The organism is Arthrobacter alpinus, assembly GCF_001294625.1.
Lineage (GTDB): Bacteria > Actinomycetota > Actinomycetes > Actinomycetales > Micrococcaceae > Specibacter > Specibacter alpinus_A.
This window is the reverse complement of the sequence record NZ_CP012677.1, coordinates 1,304,076-1,323,088: the sequence shown is the minus strand read 5'-3', so window position 1 is coordinate 1,323,088 and position 19,013 is coordinate 1,304,076. Positions and strand designations below refer to the sequence as shown.

General features: G+C 63.2%; 18 protein-coding genes. 14 read left to right on the top strand and 4 right to left on the bottom strand.

The window, feature by feature from the left end:
- Positions 1–97 precede the first annotated feature (97 nt).
- Positions 98–1,069, top strand: a complete 972-nt coding sequence (locus AOC05_RS05835; RefSeq protein WP_062009421.1) for a 1-phosphofructokinase family hexose kinase — start codon at positions 98–100, stop codon at positions 1,067–1,069.
- Between the two features lie 109 nt (positions 1,070–1,178).
- Here the strand turns inward: AOC05_RS05835 and AOC05_RS05830 are convergent, their stop codons facing one another.
- On the bottom strand, positions 1,179–1,376 hold the full coding sequence (locus AOC05_RS05830) for a hypothetical protein (RefSeq protein WP_062006424.1): 198 nt from the start codon (positions 1,374–1,376) through the stop codon (positions 1,179–1,181).
- Positions 1,377–1,688: 312 nt separating this feature from the next.
- Between AOC05_RS05830 and AOC05_RS20400 the strand changes: the two genes are divergently transcribed.
- From AOC05_RS20400 to AOC05_RS05820, 3 genes are all read left to right on the top strand, one after another.
- Entirely contained in the window at positions 1,689–1,823 is a 135-nt protein-coding gene (locus tag AOC05_RS20400) for a hypothetical protein (RefSeq protein ID WP_257720356.1), read from the top strand.
- Positions 1,807–2,142 (top strand): transcriptional regulator, encoded by a 336-nt coding sequence (locus AOC05_RS05825; protein WP_062006423.1) that lies wholly within the window; start codon positions 1,807–1,809, stop codon positions 2,140–2,142. Before AOC05_RS20400 ends, AOC05_RS05825 begins: the two co-directional genes overlap by 17 nt.
- A 140-nt stretch (positions 2,143–2,282) precedes the next feature.
- A complete protein-coding gene (locus tag AOC05_RS05820) occupies positions 2,283–3,590 on the top strand; it encodes an NAD(P)/FAD-dependent oxidoreductase (protein WP_082357791.1) in 1,308 nt (435 codons plus the stop codon).
- Positions 3,591–3,645: 55 nt separating this feature from the next.
- Here the strand turns inward: AOC05_RS05820 and AOC05_RS05815 are convergent, their stop codons facing one another.
- Positions 3,646–4,317, bottom strand: coding sequence for an NAD(P)-dependent oxidoreductase (locus tag AOC05_RS05815; RefSeq protein WP_062006422.1), 672 nt, complete (start codon positions 4,315–4,317; stop codon positions 3,646–3,648).
- Positions 4,318–4,469: 152 nt separating this feature from the next.
- Between AOC05_RS05815 and AOC05_RS05810 the strand changes: the two genes are divergently transcribed.
- From AOC05_RS05810 to AOC05_RS05775, 8 genes are all read left to right on the top strand, one after another.
- Entirely contained in the window at positions 4,470–5,186 is a 717-nt protein-coding gene (locus tag AOC05_RS05810; RefSeq protein ID WP_062006421.1) for a succinate dehydrogenase cytochrome b subunit, read from the top strand.
- The gene (locus AOC05_RS05805) at positions 5,186–7,129 is read left to right on the top strand and encodes a fumarate reductase/succinate dehydrogenase flavoprotein subunit (protein WP_062006420.1); all 1,944 of its coding nucleotides are present in this window, start codon (positions 5,186–5,188) and stop codon (positions 7,127–7,129) included. Before AOC05_RS05810 ends, AOC05_RS05805 begins: the two co-directional genes overlap by 1 nt.
- On the top strand, positions 7,126–7,875 hold the full coding sequence (locus AOC05_RS05800) for a succinate dehydrogenase/fumarate reductase iron-sulfur subunit (RefSeq protein ID WP_062006419.1): 750 nt from the start codon (positions 7,126–7,128) through the stop codon (positions 7,873–7,875). The genes AOC05_RS05805 and AOC05_RS05800 overlap by 4 nt, the downstream gene beginning before the upstream one ends.
- A gap of 54 nt (positions 7,876–7,929) precedes the next feature.
- Positions 7,930–9,735, top strand: coding sequence for a molybdopterin-dependent oxidoreductase (locus AOC05_RS05795; protein ID WP_062006418.1), 1,806 nt, complete (start codon positions 7,930–7,932; stop codon positions 9,733–9,735).
- Between the two features lie 121 nt (positions 9,736–9,856).
- Positions 9,857–10,336 carry a CBS domain-containing protein gene (locus AOC05_RS05790; RefSeq protein WP_062006417.1) on the top strand — a complete coding sequence of 160 codons (480 nt, stop codon included), beginning with the start codon at positions 9,857–9,859 and terminating at the stop codon, positions 10,334–10,336.
- Between the two features lie 59 nt (positions 10,337–10,395).
- Positions 10,396–11,511, top strand: a complete 1,116-nt coding sequence (gene pdhA, locus AOC05_RS05785; protein ID WP_062006416.1) for a pyruvate dehydrogenase (acetyl-transferring) E1 component subunit alpha — start codon at positions 10,396–10,398, stop codon at positions 11,509–11,511.
- Positions 11,508–12,551: an alpha-ketoacid dehydrogenase subunit beta gene (locus AOC05_RS05780; protein WP_062006415.1), complete on the top strand. Its 1,044-nt coding sequence runs from the start codon at positions 11,508–11,510 to the stop codon at positions 12,549–12,551. Before pdhA ends, AOC05_RS05780 begins: the two co-directional genes overlap by 4 nt.
- A 12-nt stretch (positions 12,552–12,563) precedes the next feature.
- Positions 12,564–13,862 (top strand): dihydrolipoamide acetyltransferase family protein, encoded by a 1,299-nt coding sequence (locus tag AOC05_RS05775; protein WP_197277900.1) that lies wholly within the window; start codon positions 12,564–12,566, stop codon positions 13,860–13,862.
- 691 nt (positions 13,863–14,553) lie between these two features.
- Here AOC05_RS05775 and AOC05_RS05765 read toward each other — a convergent pair.
- Positions 14,554–15,348 (bottom strand): VOC family protein, encoded by a 795-nt coding sequence (locus tag AOC05_RS05765; RefSeq protein WP_062006413.1) that lies wholly within the window; start codon positions 15,346–15,348, stop codon positions 14,554–14,556.
- A gap of 396 nt (positions 15,349–15,744) precedes the next feature.
- Here AOC05_RS05765 and AOC05_RS20715 point away from each other — a divergent pair, with 396 nt between their 5' ends.
- The gene (locus AOC05_RS20715; protein WP_082357790.1) at positions 15,745–16,188 is read left to right on the top strand and encodes a Clp protease N-terminal domain-containing protein; all 444 of its coding nucleotides are present in this window, start codon (positions 15,745–15,747) and stop codon (positions 16,186–16,188) included.
- 270 nt (positions 16,189–16,458) lie between these two features.
- Positions 16,459–16,905, top strand: coding sequence for a recombinase family protein (locus tag AOC05_RS05755; protein ID WP_231687184.1), 447 nt, complete (start codon positions 16,459–16,461; stop codon positions 16,903–16,905).
- Positions 16,906–17,536: 631 nt separating this feature from the next.
- On the opposite strand, the gene AOC05_RS05750 is transcribed toward AOC05_RS05755, so the two are convergent.
- Positions 17,537–18,757, bottom strand: a complete 1,221-nt coding sequence (locus AOC05_RS05750; protein ID WP_062006411.1) for a hypothetical protein — start codon at positions 18,755–18,757, stop codon at positions 17,537–17,539.
- Positions 18,758–19,013 lie beyond the last annotated feature (256 nt).

Sequence of the window (19,013 nt, the reverse complement as noted above, 5' to 3'; positions counted from 1 at the left end):
ACCGGTTCACACAAAAAATCACGCAGAGAAGCCCCTCAGTCCAGGCCATTGACAAGTCCTACCCGGGCAACCAAAGTGATGTCCTATGCTGGGGACCATGGACAGCTTCCCCACAATTCTCGCCACACCGATCCTGACCCTCACCATGAATCCTGCATTGGACGTGAGTACCTCAACGGACCTCGTTTACAGCGACCACAAGCTTCGCTGCCAGGGAAGCCATATGGACCCGGGAGGCGGAGGGGCCAACGTTGCCAGGGTTATCCACCGGCTCGGCGGCCACGTCTTGGCTATTTACACAGCAGGCGGTACCACCGGAGACACTTACCGCAAGCTGATGGAAGCCCAAGGGATTCCCGCCGTCGTGGCGGCCGTGCGTGGGAACACCCGGCAAAACTTTACGGTCGATGAGAATTCAACCGGCAAACAATTCCGATTCGTCCTTGAAGGTACCGAACTCAGTGAAGACGAGTGGCGCAACTGCCTGCAGCTGGTCCAGCGCTCCATCCGTGCAGGCGGCTATGTCGTCGCCAGCGGCAGCCTGCCGCCCGGGGTCCCCGACGACTTCTACGCCCGCGTCGCCCGCCTGGCACGAAATGCCGACGCACGGTGTGTTGTGGACACCTCGGGACCGGCGCTCGCGGAAGCCTTGGCCGAAGGCGTGTTTTTGATTAAGCCCAGCCGCCGGGAGTTGGCTGAACATGCCGGAACCGCTCTTGACACCGAGGAGAGCCAGATCGCTGCGGCCGCAGAGCTGACGGGCCAAGGTTCCGCCGAATATGTCGCCCTGACCCTGGCCGATGCTGGAGCCGTGCTCGCCTCCAAGGCAGGGATCTGCCGCCTGCAGGTTCCCCCGGTACGGGTGGTCAGCACTGTCGGCGCCGGCGACAGCTTCCTGGCCGCCTTCGTGCTGCGGCTTGCCCAAGGATACCCGGCCGAGGTGGCCCTGAGGTCGGCGGTTGCGGCAGGAACTGCAGCCGTCCTGACACCGGCCACCGAACTGTGCCACCGCGCCGACGTCGAACGGTTCGAGACGGAAATTGCGGCCAGAACCGACACGCCCAGGTGACACGCACCGGGCGCCGCGGCCCTCTCGTCCGTAAGTGACGCCGGCCCAGTTTACGAACATATGGAATCCTGTCGACTCTGGGCACGCTCGGTCCCCTCACCCTTGTCGCCTATGCCCTCGTGACGGTTTGCGCACTAGCAATCGGGATCCTGTTCGGCTGGTTGGCGCAGGGGGTGCCATAGTCCTGTTCACCTATCCCAACATTGAGGCGGCCAAACGCCAACTGGTCTTCCGGTGACAGTACTTCAATGTTTACCAGTCGGCTGGGTACATCACGCTGCGCCAGGTCGCTGGCCAATTGGCGCACGGAAGGCATCCTATGATCAGCCCACAGCAGGCCCGTTGTGATGAGTGCGAAAATTTGGTCAAATCAGCCAGCCATTGACTTTCCAAGGTGGAGAACATCATCTGTCCATCTTGGAAAGAGAGAAGCTTACGACTGAAGAAACTCCATGGTCCACAGATCTGGATCCCCTCGAGGCACTCTCGGAGGTGGCCGCAGCCTCTGACGCAATGGCTGATAACACCGAAGCCCCACGCGGCGGGCAGTTCTCAGCCACTCCCGGGCCTACGTGGCGTATGTCATGCTGTTGATGCTTGCCCTGCAGGGAAGCAGATTTTGGAAGCTTTCACTTGGTGGGAAGTTGGCTCCAAGTGGCTTTTGATGTTCGCCGTGGGCTGGTTCGCCATATCGCGCATGCGCGCTGCGACGATCAAGAATCGGCTCAAGGACGCCAGTGAGCGCCCCGTCTAGCCCCGCCGTGTTTGATGAGCTGATCTATGCCCCGGTACGTTTGCGCATCTGTGCCGGGCTGGCTCCTGTTCAGTGGGCCGAGTTTGCCCAACTACCTGATGTGCTTGGGGTTGCAGATTCGGTAGTGAGCAACCATCTTAAGCAGTTGACCAATGCCGGCTACGTGGACATGAAACGCTTTACCAAAGGCGGGGGCAGCCATGTCAGGGTTGCGCTGACGGCACCAGGTAGAAACGCCAACGTGGGACATATTGCCGCTCTGCGAACCATGCACGAGATGGACCTTAGGTTCCGGAAGAGGTTGTCTGCCTCTGTGTGACCGGGAGAAAAGTACCGGAAGACCTGCCGCCGCCATACCACCCCCCGGCAGCCCCTCCGACACGTCAGCGACGGCGGAGCTACCCTGAGAGGAGCGGGACCCCTCCCAGGCCCCCTTGATTTCCGAAAGAGGGTAGAGCCATGAGTGAAGCGTTTGTGATCGTCGGGGCGGGACTGGCCGGCGCGAAAGCCGCTGAAGCTCTGCGGGCGCAGGGCTTCAGCGGCCGCATCCTGTTGTTCGGGACGGAGCCGGAGCGGCCCTACGAACGGCCCGGCCTATCCAAGAGCTTTCTGCAGGGCACCTCGGAGCGGGAGAATATCTACGTCCACCCGAAGCACTGGTACGCGGAGCACCATGTTGAACTGCGCACCAGCACCACCGTCACCGCCATTGACCGCGAACACAAGCACATTCGGCTCGCCAACGGGCAGCAAGTCCCCTACGCCAAGGTGCTGCTGGCCACCGGAGCCTCACCGCGTGAACTGCCCGACGCCGGGCCCCACAGTGTGTACTACCTGCGCCGGGTGGAGGATGCCATCCAGCTCAGGTTTGCGTTCACCAAAGCCAAGCGCGTGGTCATTGTCGGCGGTGGGTGGATTGGCCTGGAAGTGGCGGCCGCCGCCCGCGCCGCCAAGGTTGACGTGGTCTTGCTGGAGCGCGGCGAGGTACCTCTGCTGCGCATTCTGGGACCGGAGATGGCCAAGGTGTTCACCGACCTGCACCGCTCGCACGGGGTCGATCTGCGCACGGGTGCCCGGCTGGGCCACATCATTGCCAATGCTGACGGCAGGGCCAAGGGCGTGGAGCTCGTTGACGGCACCCGGATCGAGGCGGATCTTGTAGTGGTGGGTGTCGGCGCACTGCCCAACACGGCCCTGGCCGAAGCCGCCGGGCTGGCCGTGGACAACGGTATCACCGTCGACGAGCACCTGCGCACCTCGGATCCGGACATTTTCGCGGCCGGCGACGTCGCCAACGCCTTCCATCCCATGCTGGGCCAGCATATCCGGATGGAGCACTGGTTCAACGCGCTCAGCCAGCCAGCGGTCGCGGCCAAATCCATGCTGGGGTTGGAAGCAAGCTATGACCAGGTCCCGTACTTTTACAGCGACCAGTACGAGCTCGGCATGGAATATTCCGGTTTTGTGGTGCCCGGCGGCTACGACCAGGTCATTGTCCGCGGCAGCACGGACACCCTGGAGTTTGTTGCCTTCTGGCTCAAGGACTGCCGCGTCCTGGCCGGCATGAACGTCAACATTTGGGATGTCACCGAGACCATCAAGGAACTGGTGCGCTCGGGCGTGGCGGTCGACGTCGTAAAGCTCTCCGACGCGTCCATTCCCCTGGCGGACGTCCTCGCCAACGCGAAGGACACCGGCGCGAAGGACACCGGCGCGAAGAGTGCGGGGCCGGCCCGCTCAGCGGACGGGCCGGACCAGGTCCACTAAGTCTTCACCACGCAGGTACCTGCCAAGATTCGCCGTGAACAACCCGAGGTTGCGGTCATTTTCCTGCCGTGTGATCATTGCACGGCAAGGCCAATACGACGGCGTGGGAGACCGGGAGCATGTCCCCCAAAAAACGCGCCGGGCGGAGTTCATCGACATGGGGCGCACGACCGTTCCCTGTCCGGGTCATGGCCAAAAACCGCATGCCAAACGCCTTGCCCAGGCGTGCCACCTCGGCGCCCACCGCGCCCAGGCCCACAACAAGAAGCGTCTGGCCCGCAAGCTCCGACGGCGCCCGCTCGGCGGCCGATCCAACACCGGGTGACGGCCTGGCAAAGTCCAGCAACCCGGACATCGCAAATTCAGCCACCGCCGCGGCATGTCCCCCGCCAGGTCCGGTGACCAGCATTCGTTCTCGGGCTTCCTCGCTGGGGTCAGCGGCCTGCAGCCGCTCCAGTGACTGCCGGCACGTCGCATGAACCCATCGCAGTGCGGCATTGCTGTGCAGCAGCTCCCGCAACTGGGCAGGGGTCCCGGCCGGAATCCCGAAGAGGACCTCGGCGTCCGCTAGCATCCGCGCACGCACCACCGGATCCAGGCCGCCCATTTGAAGCACCTCGATCCGGGCATCCACGTTCCTGATGGCGCCGGTCAGCAGCGCATCGGCAGGTATGCCGAGCACAACGGCCATCCGGGAGTCCTGCGGTTCCTGCGCAAAAGCAGTCATGGCGCCATCGTAGCTGACACCCTCACTGCAGGGACGCGACCCCTAGAATTCAAGCTTTGAACCCCGCCAGGTCACCAGAGCTCGCGGGTCGTGAAGTCTGCGCCGCGAAACCAGCCATGGTGCATTCGGGCAATCGTGCATACAGTGAGCCCATGGCTGTCAACGGGGTTGGCTCACGGCAAAAAGCATTGCGGTCTTCCGTGGTGCTCCACGCGGGGATGGCCATTAGCGGGCTCATCATGGTGTTGTTCCTGCTGGCGCACATGTACGGGAACCTGAAAATCTTTGAGGGCCAGCAGGCGTTCGACGGCTACTCGGAATTTCTGCGCACCATTGCCGAGCCACTGCTGCCTTACGCCGGGGCGCTGTGGATCTTGCGCGTGGTGCTACTGCTGTGCGTGGCATTCCACATCTACGCTGCGTTCACGTTGTGGCACCGCTCCCGGGCGGCCACCGGCGGCAAGGGGGCGTGGCGCTATGAGAGCACCAGGAACCGTCGCGGCGTCCAGCGCAGCTACGCTTCCTTCACGCTGCGGTGGGGCGGCATTATCATCGGGCTGTTCGTCATCTACCATTTGCTGCACCTAACTGCCGATGTCATCGCACCCGGCGGGGCGTCGTCGAGCCCGTATGAGCGCATGGTCAACGGTTTCTCCGTCTGGTGGGTGGTGCTCTCCTACGTGGTGGCCCTCGCGGCGCTGGGATTTCACCTGCGCCACGGGCTGTGGAGCGCCTTTGCCTCTCTGGGCGCCAACACCTCGCTGGCACGCCGGCGGGGCCTGAACGTGGCCGCAACCGCCGTCACCGCCGTGATTGTGGTGGGGTTCCTGATCCCGCCGCTCGTGATCCTTCTGGGGTGGGTGCAGTAATGGCCGATTTATTTACGGTGGGCGGGCCCATCCACGACACGAAGGCACCCACGGGGCCGCTGCCGGATCGTTGGGCGGCACGGCGCTTCGAGGCGAAGCTGATCAACCCTGCCAACCGCCGCAAGCTCTCCGTGATTGTAGTCGGCACGGGTCTTGCCGGCGCCTCGGCCGCGGCAACGCTCGGCGAGGCCGGCTACCAAGTCAAGAGCTTCTGCTACCAGGACAGCGCCCGGCGCGCGCACAGCATTGCAGCCCAGGGCGGCATCAACGCAGCCAAGGACTACCGCAACGACGGCGACAGCGTCCGGCGCCTGTTTTACGACACCGTAAAGGGCGGCGACTACCGCTCCCGCGAATCCAATGTGTACCGATTGGCCGAGGTCAGCTCGGCCATCATCGACCAGTGCGTGGCTCAGGGCGTGCCCTTTGCCCGCGACTACGGCGGCCTGTTGGACACGCGCTCCTTCGGGGGCGTCCAGGTCTCGCGCACCTTCTACGCCCGCGGGCAAACCGGCCAGCAGTTGCTGCTGGGCGCCTACCAGGCACTGGAACGGCAGGCCGCGGCCGGCACGGTGGAGGTCAACACCCGCCACGAAATGCTGGACTTGATCGTGGTGGACGGCAGGGCTGTTGGGGTGGTGGTCCGGGACCTGGTCAGCGGTGAGTTGGAAACCCACCTGGCCGACGCCGTCGTGCTCGCCTCGGGCGGCTACGGCAACGCCTATTACCTCTCCACCAACGCCATGGGCTGCAACACGACGGCGATCTGGCGCGCCCACCGCAGGGGTGCCCTGTTCGCGAACCCCAGCTTCACCCAAATCCATCCCACCTGTATCCCCGTCAGCGGCGAGCACCAGTCGAAGCTGACGCTCATGAGTGAATCACTGCGCAACGACGGCCGGATCTGGGTGCCCGCCACGGCCGGGGACCCGCGCCCGCCGCAGGACATCCCGGAGGTCGAGCGCGACTATTATTTGGAGCGCGCCTACCCGGCCTTCGGTAACCTGGTGCCCCGCGACGTCGCCTCACGGGCCGCCAAGAACCAGTGCGACGCCGGACGCGGCGTGGGACCCGGGGGCCGCGGCGTGTACCTGGATCTGTCCGACGCAATCGCCCGCCTGGGCCGGGCCACGATCGAGGAGAAATACGGCAACCTGCTGGACATGTACCAAAAGATCACCGACGAGGACCCCTACGCCGGTCCCATGCGCATTTACCCGGCCGTGCACTACACCATGGGCGGGCTGTGGGTGGACTACGATCTGGAAAGCTCCATCCCGGGCTTGTTTGTCATCGGCGAGGCGAACTTCTCCGACCACGGCGCCAACCGGCTCGGCGCCAGCGCCCTCATGCAGGGACTGGCCGACGGCTACTTTATCCTGCCCAACACCATCGGCGACTATTTGGCTAAAAGCCGGCCCTCCGACGTCTTGCAGGAAAGCCATCCGGAAGTGGCGGCAACGGTGGAGGCCGTCCGCGAGCGCCTGGCCTTTTTGTTGGCGATTGCTGGCGAGCGCACCGTTGACTCCTTCCACAAGGAGCTTGGCACCATCTTGTGGGAGTACTGCGGGATGGAGCGCAACGCGGACGGGTTGGTGCACGCCGTCGGGCTCATCCGGGCGCTTCAGGCGGAGTTTTGGTCCAATCTGAAAGTCACCGGCGTCAATGAGGAACTGAACCAAACGCTGGAGCGCGCCGGGCGGGTGGCGGATTTCTTTGGGCTGGCCGAGCTCATGTGCATCGATGCGCTGCACCGCGAAGAATCCTGTGGCAGTCACTTCCGCACGGAGAGCCAGACCGGCGACGGCGAGGCGCTGCGTGACGATGCCGGGTTCGCCTATGTGGCGGCGTGGGAGTTCGACGGCGATGACGCCCCGCCCAGGCTGCACAAGGAACAGCTGGAGTACCACTTCGTGGCACTGACGCAGAGGAGCTACAAGTGAATATCACCTTGCGTATTTGGCGCCAGCACGACGCCGACTCCCCCGGCCGGATGATCGCCTACCCGGTCGAGGGCGTAAGTGCCGACATGTCATTTTTGGAGATGCTGGATGTGCTCAATGAGACGCTCACCCTTGACGGGCAGGAGCCTGTGGCGTTTGACCACGACTGCCGCGAGGGTGTGTGCGGCATGTGCTCGCTGGCGATCGACGGCGTGGCCCACGGCCCCGAGGCCCTGACCACCACCTGCCAGCTGTACATGCGCCACTTCAGCGACGGTGACGTGATAGACGTCGAACCCTGGCATGCGGAGTCCTTCCCGGTGGTGCGGGACTTGATCGTGGACCGCAGTGCCCTTGACCGGATCATCGCGGCCGGCGGGTACATCAGCGCCCCCACCGGCTCGGCACCGGACGCCGCCGCCACACTGGTGCCCAAGGCAGCCGCGGACCGGGCGTTCGACGCCGCCACCTGCATTGGCTGCGGCGCGTGTGTGGCTGCGTGCCCCAATGGCTCGGCCATGTTGTTCACGGGCGCCAAGGCCACGCATTTGGGTGCGCTGCCGCAGGGCCAGCCGGAGCGGGGCGCCCGGGCTTTGGCCATGGTGGCCGCCCACGATGAGGAGGGCTTCGGCGGATGCACGCAGATTGGCGAATGCACGGCCGTGTGCCCAGCCGGCATCCCGCTGGATATGATCTCGCGGCTCAACGCTGACGTGCTCTCCGCCCTGCGCTCCCCCAGCCCCTGAACTGCTTTCCGTATTCCGGCCCTATGCGGCCCGATCGGGGCTACGCTCGGGAGTATGGACCCGCTACCGAACGGCCAGCACGAACCCGCAGCAGAGATTGGGGCGGGCGGAACGAGGAAGAGTTTTCGTGACGAGCTCGACAGCACGAGGTACACCGTGGTGGACGAGGACTGGGCCGGAGGTGTCCCCGCCCAGTACGGTGTTGCCCCGCGGGTCAGGATTGGGCCCGGCGAGGGCAGCGGGCGCGGCAGCGGCAAGTGGTTCAACCTACTCTGGCTGATCCCCATCGGTTTATTGCTGCTGATCATCGGCATCGCCGTTGCCAAGGGTATCCGCGAACTGCCCGCCGTACAGGGCTTTATGGTCCGCTACCCCGGCACCTCTGAACTCCCTGGCAATGCACCTGTCGGGTTTCCGTCCTGGCTGGGCTGGCAACACTTCCTGAACCTGTTCCTGATGATCTTCATCATCCGATCAGGACTCACCATCCTCTCCGACCACCCCCGCCTGTACTGGACCCGGCATTCAACACCGGGCAAGGAATGGTTCCGCATCCAAAAGCCGGTACCCACGGACCCGCTGTATACCGCGAAGCAGGATTCCATCACACTGCCTGCTGGCGTGGGCCTACCCGGCCGCCGCCACTCCATCGGCCTGGCCCGGTGGTGGCATCTGGGCATTGACACGCTGTGGCTGCTCAACGGCATCATCTTTTACATCCTGATCTTCTCCACCGGCCAATGGATGCGGCTGGTGCCGTTGAGCTGGGATGTGTTCCCCAACTCCCTCTCGGTCGCCATCCAGTACCTGTCCCTGGACTGGCCGCTGGAAACCGGCTGGGTCAACTACAACGGCCTGCAGCTACTGGCCTATTTCATCACAGTGTTCATCGCCGCACCCGCCGCCCTCATCACAGGACTTGGCATGTCCCCGGCCCTCTCCACCCGCTTCAAGACCGTCAGTACCGTCTTCAGCATCCAGGTGGCCCGCTCCCTACACTTCCTGGTGCTCTGTTGGTTCATCTTGTTCATCCTCATCCACGTCACGCTGGTGATGACCACAGGGGCCCTGCGCAACCTCAACCACATGTACGCCTCCCAGGACAACGAGTCATGGACGGGCTTCTGGATTTTCGCAGCCTCCATGGTGGTGGTGATCGTTGCCTGGGTGGCAGCCACACCCTTCACCTACCGGCATCCTCGAGTGGTGCAAAAGGTCGGCTTCGCCCTGATCGGCCCGGCCCAGCGCCTCTTTGAACACATTGATTCAAAGCCCGGCCAATACACCAAGAAGGACATCTCCGCGTACTTTTGGCACAACGGAAAATACCCTGAAACCCAGGAATACAAGGACCTGGAAAGCGGCAATTTCGCCAACTACAAGCTGCGCATCAACGGCCTCGTCGAAAACCCGATAGAAGTGGACATGGAACAGCTGCGTGCCCTGCCCCACCATGAACAGATCACCCAGCACTTCTGCATCCAGGGCTGGTCCGGCGTCGCCAAATGGGGTGGAGTCTCCATGCAAACCATCCTCGAGCTCGCCAAGCCCAAGCCGGAGGCAAAATGGGTGATCTTCTACTCCTTCGCTGCCGGGCCCGACGGCGGCATCTACTACGACGCCCAACCCATCGAGCAGATGAGCTACAAACTGACCATGCTGGCCTACGACATGAACGAGGAAACGCTCTCCTTCGGACACGGCGCACCGCTTCGGCTGCGCAACGAGACCCAGCTCGGATTCAAACTCGTCAAATGGATCAAGGGCATCGAATTCGTCGAGGACTTCGACGACGTCGGAGGCGGACTAGGCGGCTACAACAACGATCACGAGTTCTTCGGCTACCGTCAATCCATCTGAACACATGGATCCATTCGGCCATTGCTTGAGCCAACACAGCCCCTTACCATCTCGTCGATAGTTGACAGTTCCCTGCCGACGGCGAAGCATGGGGATGATACGTGCACGGAAAGTAGGAACCATGGAAACAAGGATTCCCACCACCGCCGGTGGGATCATGAGCCATCCCGTTGTGACCGTTACGCCCGGGCTGGAGGTGGCCGCCGTCGCGGCACTGTTGCATGAGCACCGGATCGCCGGGGTGCCCGTGGTGGACCCGGAGGGCCACGTTTTGGGGCTGGTCAGCGAATATGACCTGCTGGCCAAGACCGGGACCACGGCTGCAGAAATCATGACCACCGCGGTGATCAGTGTCAGCCCGGACACGGCCATCGCCGACGTCCGCCACCTGCTGGTCAGCCAACGCATCGGCCGGCTGCCGGTACTCACCAGCGGGCGCCTAGCCGGCATCATCAGCCGCGGCGATCTGGTGGCGCTGCTTGCCACCGAATGGGTGTGCGGTGTCTGCGGCGAACCCGCGCGCGGGGAGAACCCGCCGGCCACCTGCCCCAAATGCGGCGGGGCCAGCTTCACACTGCAGGAGCAGCCCCCCGGCCCGTGAATGCCAGCGGGCATGCACACCAGCGCGAACACAGTTCACAGTATCTTGGAGGAGGACACATGGCGGAACGACGGAAACCGGCAGCGGCGCGAGGAAAAGAGACGGCTGCTACGGCCAAAAAAACGGACGCAGTGGAACGTTTCCCCGCAGGCGAACCCCCGGAACGCCTGCTGGGCTACTACGCTGACATGGTCCTGATCCGCAAGTTCGAGCTCAGCGCAGATCAGATGTACAAACGCGCGAAGATCGGCGGCTACTGCCACCTGAACCTGGGCGAGGAGGCCACCGTCGTCGGGCTGATGGAGGCGTTGGCGCCCAGCGACTACCTGTTCACCAACTACCGTGACCATGGGTACGCATTGATGCGCGGCATGACCCCAGGTGCGGTGATGGCGGAGCTGTTCGGCAAGTCAACCGGGGTGTCCAAGGGCAGGGGAGGATCAATGCACATGTTTGACACAGCAACCCGGATGTTGGGCGGCTACGGCATCGTCGGTGGCCAGCTGCCCCCGGCCACCGGCGCAGCACTGGCCCTGACCTACCGCGGCCGGCCGGGCCCAGACGCCGAGGTCGTCATGTGCCAGATGGGGGACGGCACCACCAACATCGGGGCGTTTCACGAATCCCTGAACCTCGCCGCCGTCTGGAACCTGCCCATCGTGTATGTGATCGTGAACAACCGCCTGGGCATGGGAACCACCGTCGAGGCCGCCGCAGGGGAACCGGAGTTGTACAAACGAGGCTGTTCCTACCGAATTCCCGGTGAGCGGGTAGACGGCACCGATGTGGTGGCCGTACGCGAAGGCGCCCAGCGTGCGCTGGACCGTGCACGGTTGGAACGAAAGCCGGCGCTTCTGGAGGTCATGAGCTACCGGTTGCGGGGTCACTCGGTGGTAGACCCGGCCCGGTACCGCTCAGCGTCGGACCTCGAAATTGCCCAGTCCGCAGACCCACTCCCGCTGATGCGCCGGCGCCTACTGGCTGCGGGCATGATGGACGAGGCCCAGGCACAGGACATCGAGGCGGAAGCGGACAAAAAGGTTGCCGCCGCCGTCGCGTTTGCCGATTCAAGCCCGGACCCCACCCCGGACCAGCTCTTCGACTACGCCTACGCCAGCCCGGTCGCGAATGCCTCCCATGCCTTGCCCGGTGACCCCGTGGCGGTGATCCCATGACCAGCGAGCAGACCACCAACACCGTCATCACCTACCGTCAGGCACTGCACGACGCCCTCCGGAACGAACTGGCCCGGGACAAGAACGTGATCCTGTTGGGCGAGGAGATTGGGATCTTCGAGGGATCCTACAAGATTACCGCCGGCCTCCTGGCCGAATTCGGGCCCGAACGGGTGCGCGATACGCCCATCGCGGAAGAGGGCTTCGTCGGGGCCGCGATCGGCGCCGCCATGCTGGGCATGCGTCCGGTGGTGGAAATCATGACCCTGAACTTCAGCCTGATTGCGATGGACCAGATCGTCAATCATGCGGCCAAAATTTACGGCATGTTCGGCGGCCAAACGCCGGTTCCCATGGTGATCCGGATGCCCGGCGGTGGCGGCCAGCAGCTGGCCGCCACGCACTCACAGAACCTTGAGGTCTGGTTCGCGCACGTCCCCGGGCTGAAGGTGGTTGCACCCTCCAACCCGGCCGACGCCAAGGCCCTGCTACTGGCCTCGATCCGGGACAATGACCCGGTGATCTTCCTGGAAAACCTGTCTCTGTACAACACCAAGGGCGAGGTGCCCAACGTCGAACACGTAGCAGAGATCGGCAAGGCAGCCGTGGCACGGGAAGGGACAGACCTGACGGTGATCTCCTACTCCCGCGCCACCACGGTGGCCCTGGAAGTGGCACGCCAGCTCGCCGGTGAAGGCATCTCCATCGAGGTAGTGGACCTGCGCAGCCTGCGCCCGCTGGACCGGGAAACGGTCTGCGCATCCGTCCGCAAGACCAGCCTGGCCGTGGTCCTAGAGGATGACTGGCTCAGCTACGGCATTGGCGCGGAAATCTCCGCCACCCTCATGGAAGGGGCCTTTGACTACCTGGATGCGCCGGTTCGCCGCGTGGCAGCGGCAGAAGTTCCCTTGCCCTACGCCAAACCGCTCGAACTGGCGGCGCTGCCGGATGCGAACGACCTGATCAAGGTCATCCGCGAACTCCTCGACGCCACCGGCTTCACCCCGGCCGCAGCCGAGCCCCTTGACTCTGCCATCTGAGAGGAAGAATCCATGCCCGAAGTAGTCATGCCCAGGCTTTCCGACACGATGGAGGAAGGGGTACTGAGCCGGTGGCTCAAAAAGGAAGGGGACACGGTCCGGCAAGGTGACGTGCTCGGCGAGATCGACACCGACAAGGCCACGATGGAGCTGGAGAGCTTCGAGGACGGAATCTTGGAGAAGCTGCTGGTGCCGGAGGGCACCACGGTGGCTATCGGCCAGCCCCTGGCCGTGATTGGAGACGGCAGCGGCACGGCCCGCCCGGAAGCTGAGGCTGCGGTTTCGGCGTCTGCCAGCAGCGTCCCTTCCACCCCGAGGGCTTCTGCCCCGCCCGTGCCAAAGCCCACCCCGGCCCAGCCCGCGTCGAGTCCGGCCCCTGCATCTGCCGATGCACGGCCGGACGCCAGCACGCGGAGGCTGCTCAGCTCTCCCCTGGCCCGACGCGAGGCTGTCCGGCACGGACTGGACCCTACAACGATCACCGGGACAGGTCCCGGCGGGCGGATTGTGCGCGCGGATGTGGAAGCCGCCATAGCCGCGGCCGAAACGGAGCAGCCACCGGTTGAAGAAGAGCCGCAGTCGACGGGCCGCGGCACCCAGCCTGACCAGCCGCCGTCGTCCGCTCAGGCCTCAGTGGAGATCCCGCTGACCCAGATGCGCAAGGTGACAGCTCAGCGGCTCACCGAAAGCGCGGAAGCGCCGCACTTCTACCTGACCGTGGTGGTGGGCGTCGATGCTCTGTTCCGTTTCCGGAGCGAGGTCAATGAACGGTTCGCGGACCAAGACGTCAAGGTCAGCGTGACAGACCTGCTGGTGCGGGCGTGCGCCGTCACACTCAGGCACCACCCGCAAGTGAACTCCTCGTGGGCCGGAGACAAGATTCTGGCACACCAACGAATCAACATTGGTGTGGCGGTGGCCCTGGACGAAGGTCTGATGGTCCCTGTCGTCACCGGCGCCGATGACAAGAGCCTTAACACGATTGCGGCACAGACGCAGTCTCTGGCGGAAAAGGCCCGCTCCGGGACACTGAAGCTGAACGAATTCAGCGGCGGAACGTTCACCATCAGCAACCTGGGCATGTTCGGCATCGACAACTTCACTGCGGTCATCAACCCACCGGAGGCAGCCATCCTCGCCGTGGGGGCCGCCACGGATGAACCATACGTACAGGACGGGGAACTGCGCAGCCGGCGCGTCATGAAAATCACCATGACCTCAGACCACAGGGTGCTGGACGGGGCCATCGCGGCGGCATTCCTCAGCGAGTTGAAGCGGACACTGGAGGATCCACTGCGGATCGTCATCTGAGCTGGGGGCCTCCGACGGAATCGTCGACGACAAGAAGGGCAAAGAAGTAGGAGTGGGTTCATCTGTGCGGCTCTATCCCATGCTGTTGAGGGTAATGTGCAGCAAGAGTCGGGGCAGCCTACTGGCAGCGACCGCTATTCAAGTAGTCCGTGTTCGTCGCTTTTTTACTATCTGGCTTTGGTGGGTTGGTCGAGTCTTGCCGCGGTACTGGCCTGCCTTCGATGGTGGAGAACGCCAAGGCCCTTACCAGCTGCTGGTTGCACCAGCCGTCCACCATGGATGCGAAGATCCGCTCGTTCGGCAATGGCAGACCATCGATGAGATGCAGGACTCCGACGCCGGAGCCCCTCTTTTTCTGACCATCAAAAGCCACCCCACCGCCGCTTGGAGCCTGGGTCGACAGCTTCACGCGAGGACAATCCACGACCGCGTTGAGGTGCTGACCTGCGCCGATGGTCCCAGATCCGAAAATATTCAAACCAACCGCAGTGGTACACCAGAAGAAATTGCGGTCAGAAGCAGAAAACGGAAAAAATAGTACGCCAAGGGCAAGTTGGGCCAGTTGGTCACTGGACTAGAGCATGCCAATGGCAAGCGCCCCCGAGCCTGTCCGTATCGGGAACCCTCAGCGCGACACATGACTGAGAAAACAAAAATGAATGGTGATGAGTCCACATTGAAGATTTGTGGGCTATTCAGCCTGAATGATGACCTGGCTGATAGCGAGGACACCGCCGTTCGGGTCGGTCAGCACGGCGTTGCGGAAGCCTGGAGTGTCGGTCGGTGGCATGAGCATCGATCCGCCAAGCTCGACGACACGGGTGGCAAGATCATCGGCGTCAAGGACTTGTATGTTGACCGCCCAATGGGGTGGCACACCGCCCGCCGGGTCAGCTTCTACAGCGACCCCGACCACGTCATCGGGCAGCGTCGGGTCGGCTGCCCGACGTGTGCTGCCAGCCAGGCGCCACAGACTGATTCCGGATTCAGGCATTGGCTCGATCTGCCAGCCGAAAATTCTGCCGTAAAAAGTTTGGGCGCCCCTGAGATCGGGTGTGTGCAGCGCACTCATCTGCCAGGCTCCTGGTGCATCGACAACTTCGGCCACGGTTGCCGGATTGCCTTGGCGCGCCCCGAATACTGCACCGCTTGGATCGGCGAACAAGGCGGTACGCTCACCATTCTGGCCCTCTAGTGGACCTGCCAGCACGGAGCCGGTGGCCTCGTTTACCTCTTCTATGGTCTTGTTAAGGTCACCCACCAGGACGTACGTCACCCAAGCACCGCGATCGAGCATGGCCGGAGCCTGCCCGATGCCGGCCACGCGTCGTCCGTTGAACCGGGCGACGCGGTAGCCACACGGTTCCGCGTCGTCGAATGTCCAGCCCATCAGCTCGCTGTAGAAGGCCACCGCGGCGTCAGGGTCCGGTTGAAGTGTCTCAACCCAACACGGCGCCCCGTTTGGGAATGAATCGGTAGCGGTCACGGTTTGGCTCCTAGAATCTATGTCTTCATTGCATCTGCCCAGATCTGAGGGCCATCCGAACGAAGCCGAGCGCGGCACGCCCCATGCGGCCTCGAATAGTAGCCCTTGGCGCCTATCGTGGTTCGGGCTCTATCTTAGTGAAAAGCGTGAGAAGCGGCTAACCGTATTGTCACGTCGCATCGGCTTGCCAAGCATTGTCGGCGGACGGCGCCGCCAACACCAAAACAATAGCGTTGAGGTTTCGCATCAGTGGTGTCCCACTGCGGGAATGCTCACCGGGACACCGGAGATTTGCAGTAGTGGATGGAGTTATGGCTCTCACCGGCCAAGGCCCGGATCGGGAGGCGCGCCCGCGACCCGTGGTGCTGACGCATCGGGAAGACTACGCTTAAGGGCATGAGCGGTTCGACGATGTTTGGGAACTACACCGACAGTGCCCGGCGGGCGGTGGTCATGGCTCGGGAAGAGTCAAGGTTTATACATGACTCGTACATCGGTCCCGAGCATCTACTATTGGGGCTTTTGCACACTTATCCGAACACGGTACAGACGGCGCTGGGCGTCTCGCCGGAGGAAGTGCGTGATGCGTTAGTAGGTTTTGTCCCCTCGGGTCCGCCAGACACCTCAGCATCATTCCCATTCACCCGCGAGTCTCTGGACGCCCTCAAGACAGCGCAGCGCACCGCGCGGGAGCTGCATTCCGATCACGTCGGGATCAAGCACCTCTTGTTCGGGGTGCTGAGTGTCCATGGCCACCGCCTGGATCGGGCACTTGTAGATGCGGGAGCGGATCGAGACAGTGCGCAAACGCGGGTAATGGCGGCGCTTACGCAGGGGTGATTGGCTGGTCAGAACTGGTCAACAGGCAGAGATCCCCCCACCGTCCTATCCTCGCAAAGACCCGTAAGGGGTCCATCCTGATAGGCATTCGAAATCGTTTCGTAAGCCGGTCCTCCACCGGACACACCAGCCGCTGACCTACTGCTTTTCAAATGGTGGCCCATGAAGTGTCCGTATAAGGTGTACGGTGAACTGTCCGTAGACGGGGCGGCGGATTCTATCGGTATATGAAACACTATTCCGCATGTCTCAACTACTGATCGGCTACGCGTGTCCACGGAAGAGCAAGACCTCACCGCCCGGCGTGACGCCCTGACAGCCCTCGGCGTTGAACCCGAAGGCGTGTATTTTGATCATGGCTGTACCGGCAGAAACAAGAATCGCGCCGGACTTCGCGAAGCCCTCGCCGCGTGCCGGGCCGGAGACACGTTCGTCGTTACCAAGCTCGACCGCCTGGCCCGTTCCGTCCGGGATGCCCACGAAACATCCGGCGACCTCGCCAGCCGCGAAGGAATGAAGGTCGCCAAGGCCAACGGCCGACTCCGGGGAAAACAGCCAAAACTCACCGTGAAACAAGAAGCCCACCTCCTGGAACTGCACGATGCGGGGGAATACACCATGACCGAAATGGCCGAACTATTCTCCATCAGCCGATCCACCATCTACCGGGCCGTTGAACGCGGACAACGCAGGGCAGCCGAACCACTACGCTCCTGAGAATTGTGCAGTCGACTTCTCACGGAGCCCACCCAACACGAAGCCAGACTAAACATCGGAGGCGCCGTCCGCGATCCCACGGATCCCGACGGCCAGTTCCACCGTTCAAAGCCAGAATCAGCATCGACACACCCTAAACGAGAATTTCCGTACCGATCCTCCTCAGACCCCGAGCCCCTCATGACCAGGGTTGCTGTAGCCTGCCCCCAGATGCCACACACTGTATACGAGTGCCCCAAGAACCATCACCCAATCTGGTCGGGTAAGAATCCGCAGCCGTGTTGGGAGAATTCCGTGGATCCGAAGGTAGGCGAACCACACGATCGGCGCGCGCCGGCGAGCAGCAGCAGTATGAGCACAATAGGGACGTAGGTGACGGGATTGACTAGAAAGGTGCCCAGACCCTCACCTGGTCCCGCAACCCTCTGACACGACGATGCAACCCTCGGGCGTGCAGCGTCCTGCCGGGTTTTCCGTGGCACTGACGGCTCACCCTATGCGCTGCTCGACAGTTGCGTTCACGGCTTTGCCCTTCAGGAAGCCCGGCTACGACCTAGGTGACGAATTCGAGATCGGGCTCACCGTGATTCTGGATGCGCTGCCGCGCTGACTCCCAGCACCGAGCGGCTGATCAAAGGGCGATTTTGCCAGCCACGGCCAAAAGACGTGCGTGGGCCGTGGTCCCAAAGGAGACAATGCTCTTGCGGCCGGTGATCCGGCGAACCACACTGTCCATGGTGGGCACGTCGTCGTCGAACGCCGAATGCGTCGTGGCGGCCGAGCGGGCATCCAATGCTCCATCGCACGTGACGGACCACACGGATTCGGCCGGGCCCGTCTCAGGGTAAACCTTGAACAACGCGTTCAGGACAGTATCCTCACCTATGCACTGTTGCAGGCCCAGGATCGGGGTGCCGGGTGTTGGATCTAGCGCGGCCCGAATCAAGTCTAGGAGAGATCCACGGTAGATGCCGAAGCAGTTGTCCTCGCGGGCCAGGACCGTCTTCATGCCAAACACGGCGATTCGCCCCACGCCCTGCCCCAGAAGCGGCAACAGGGTCCGCTTGAACTCCTCCGTGCCCACAGCCGGGACCAGCAAGGTGCACGTGTCGATGGCCCCGCCATTACGTACCACCGCCGGGAGAAAATGTTCTTGAAAGTTGGCACCGGCGCTAAACCCCGCCGCATGCACCGTGGCCGTGTCGGGATTGTGCGACTGAAAAGCCGCCATGGCCGCGGCAACATAGGCGGCCCCTCCCCCGGGCTCGGAGGCCTTGAGTGCGTTCTCCTTCATGGCAGCCCAGATTGCCATGCCGCCTACATGGCGCAGCAGTTCCTCAATGAGCTTGTTGGAGGAGTCCGTGACGGGAGAGTTCAGTCCGCGGCCGCTGGCAACTGAGGGGAATCCGGTCAGGCTGGCCGCGGCTGCACCCATCGACTTATCCGCGGCAGTGGGGGTCCAGATCTCCCGGGCGTGGTCAGCCACCAAGTCGCCCAACGAGTCCCAGAAACCCGTATGCCAGGCGAAATGGATGGGGTAGATGCCGTTCGCAAGCCACCAAGGGATGTTCCGCTGGGCGGCGGTGAGCGCTGACCCTTCACTGACCAAGCCACCATGGGCCCAGAACACGACGAGTACCGCTCCCCCGCCCCTGGACGCCGCAAAAGCCGGCAAATGAGTGGAGAAGATGGCATCGACGTCGGCCGGGACCGTTTTGAGCTCCGCATGGCCTGACGCCCCCGGCAGTCCGGAGAAGTGTCCATTCTCCAGATCCACAACAAACGGCCGGAGCGCTTCCAGCTCGGCGGGCAAAAGTCCCGACAGTGGTAACACCGTTTCATCTCGCGCCATTGTATTCTCCTTGCGTCGCAGATCCGGCCGGGTCAGCGCAAGCACACCGGCATATGTCTGTCCCTGCCATGGTGTCTGCGGTGTGACAAGACTGTCAAGGACAACCCCGTCAAGGCACCTTCGGAACTTCCAGCATTCGCCCAGACACCTTGTTCAGCCGGCTTAGGTGCTGCCGGACAGCCGGCCGATCAATCGTGGAGCCCGGGACCGGGCAGCAGTACACTAAACCCAGTTGCAACACGCCCGGAACCTAAGT

Coding starts and splice junctions, on each gene's coding strand:
- pdhA (WP_062006416.1), top strand. CDS start 10,396: ATGGCGGAACGACGGAAACCGGCAGCGGCGCGAGGAAAAGAGACGGCT.
- AOC05_RS20715 (WP_082357790.1), top strand. CDS start 15,745: ATGAGCGGTTCGACGATGTTTGGGAACTACACCGACAGTGCCCGGCGG.
- AOC05_RS05790 (WP_062006417.1), top strand. CDS start 9,857: ATGGAAACAAGGATTCCCACCACCGCCGGTGGGATCATGAGCCATCCC.
- AOC05_RS05795 (WP_062006418.1), top strand. CDS start 7,930: ATGGACCCGCTACCGAACGGCCAGCACGAACCCGCAGCAGAGATTGGG.
- AOC05_RS05810 (WP_062006421.1), top strand. CDS start 4,470: ATGGCTGTCAACGGGGTTGGCTCACGGCAAAAAGCATTGCGGTCTTCC.
- AOC05_RS05835 (WP_062009421.1), top strand. CDS start 98: ATGGACAGCTTCCCCACAATTCTCGCCACACCGATCCTGACCCTCACC.
- AOC05_RS05815 (WP_062006422.1), bottom strand. CDS start 4,317: ATGACTGCTTTTGCGCAGGAACCGCAGGACTCCCGGATGGCCGTTGTG.
- AOC05_RS05750 (WP_062006411.1), bottom strand. CDS start 18,757: ATGGCGCGAGATGAAACGGTGTTACCACTGTCGGGACTTTTGCCCGCC.
- AOC05_RS05820 (WP_082357791.1), top strand. CDS start 2,283: ATGAGTGAAGCGTTTGTGATCGTCGGGGCGGGACTGGCCGGCGCGAAA.
- AOC05_RS05780 (WP_062006415.1), top strand. CDS start 11,508: ATGACCAGCGAGCAGACCACCAACACCGTCATCACCTACCGTCAGGCA.
- AOC05_RS05805 (WP_062006420.1), top strand. CDS start 5,186: ATGGCCGATTTATTTACGGTGGGCGGGCCCATCCACGACACGAAGGCA.
- AOC05_RS05775 (WP_197277900.1), top strand. CDS start 12,564: ATGCCCGAAGTAGTCATGCCCAGGCTTTCCGACACGATGGAGGAAGGG.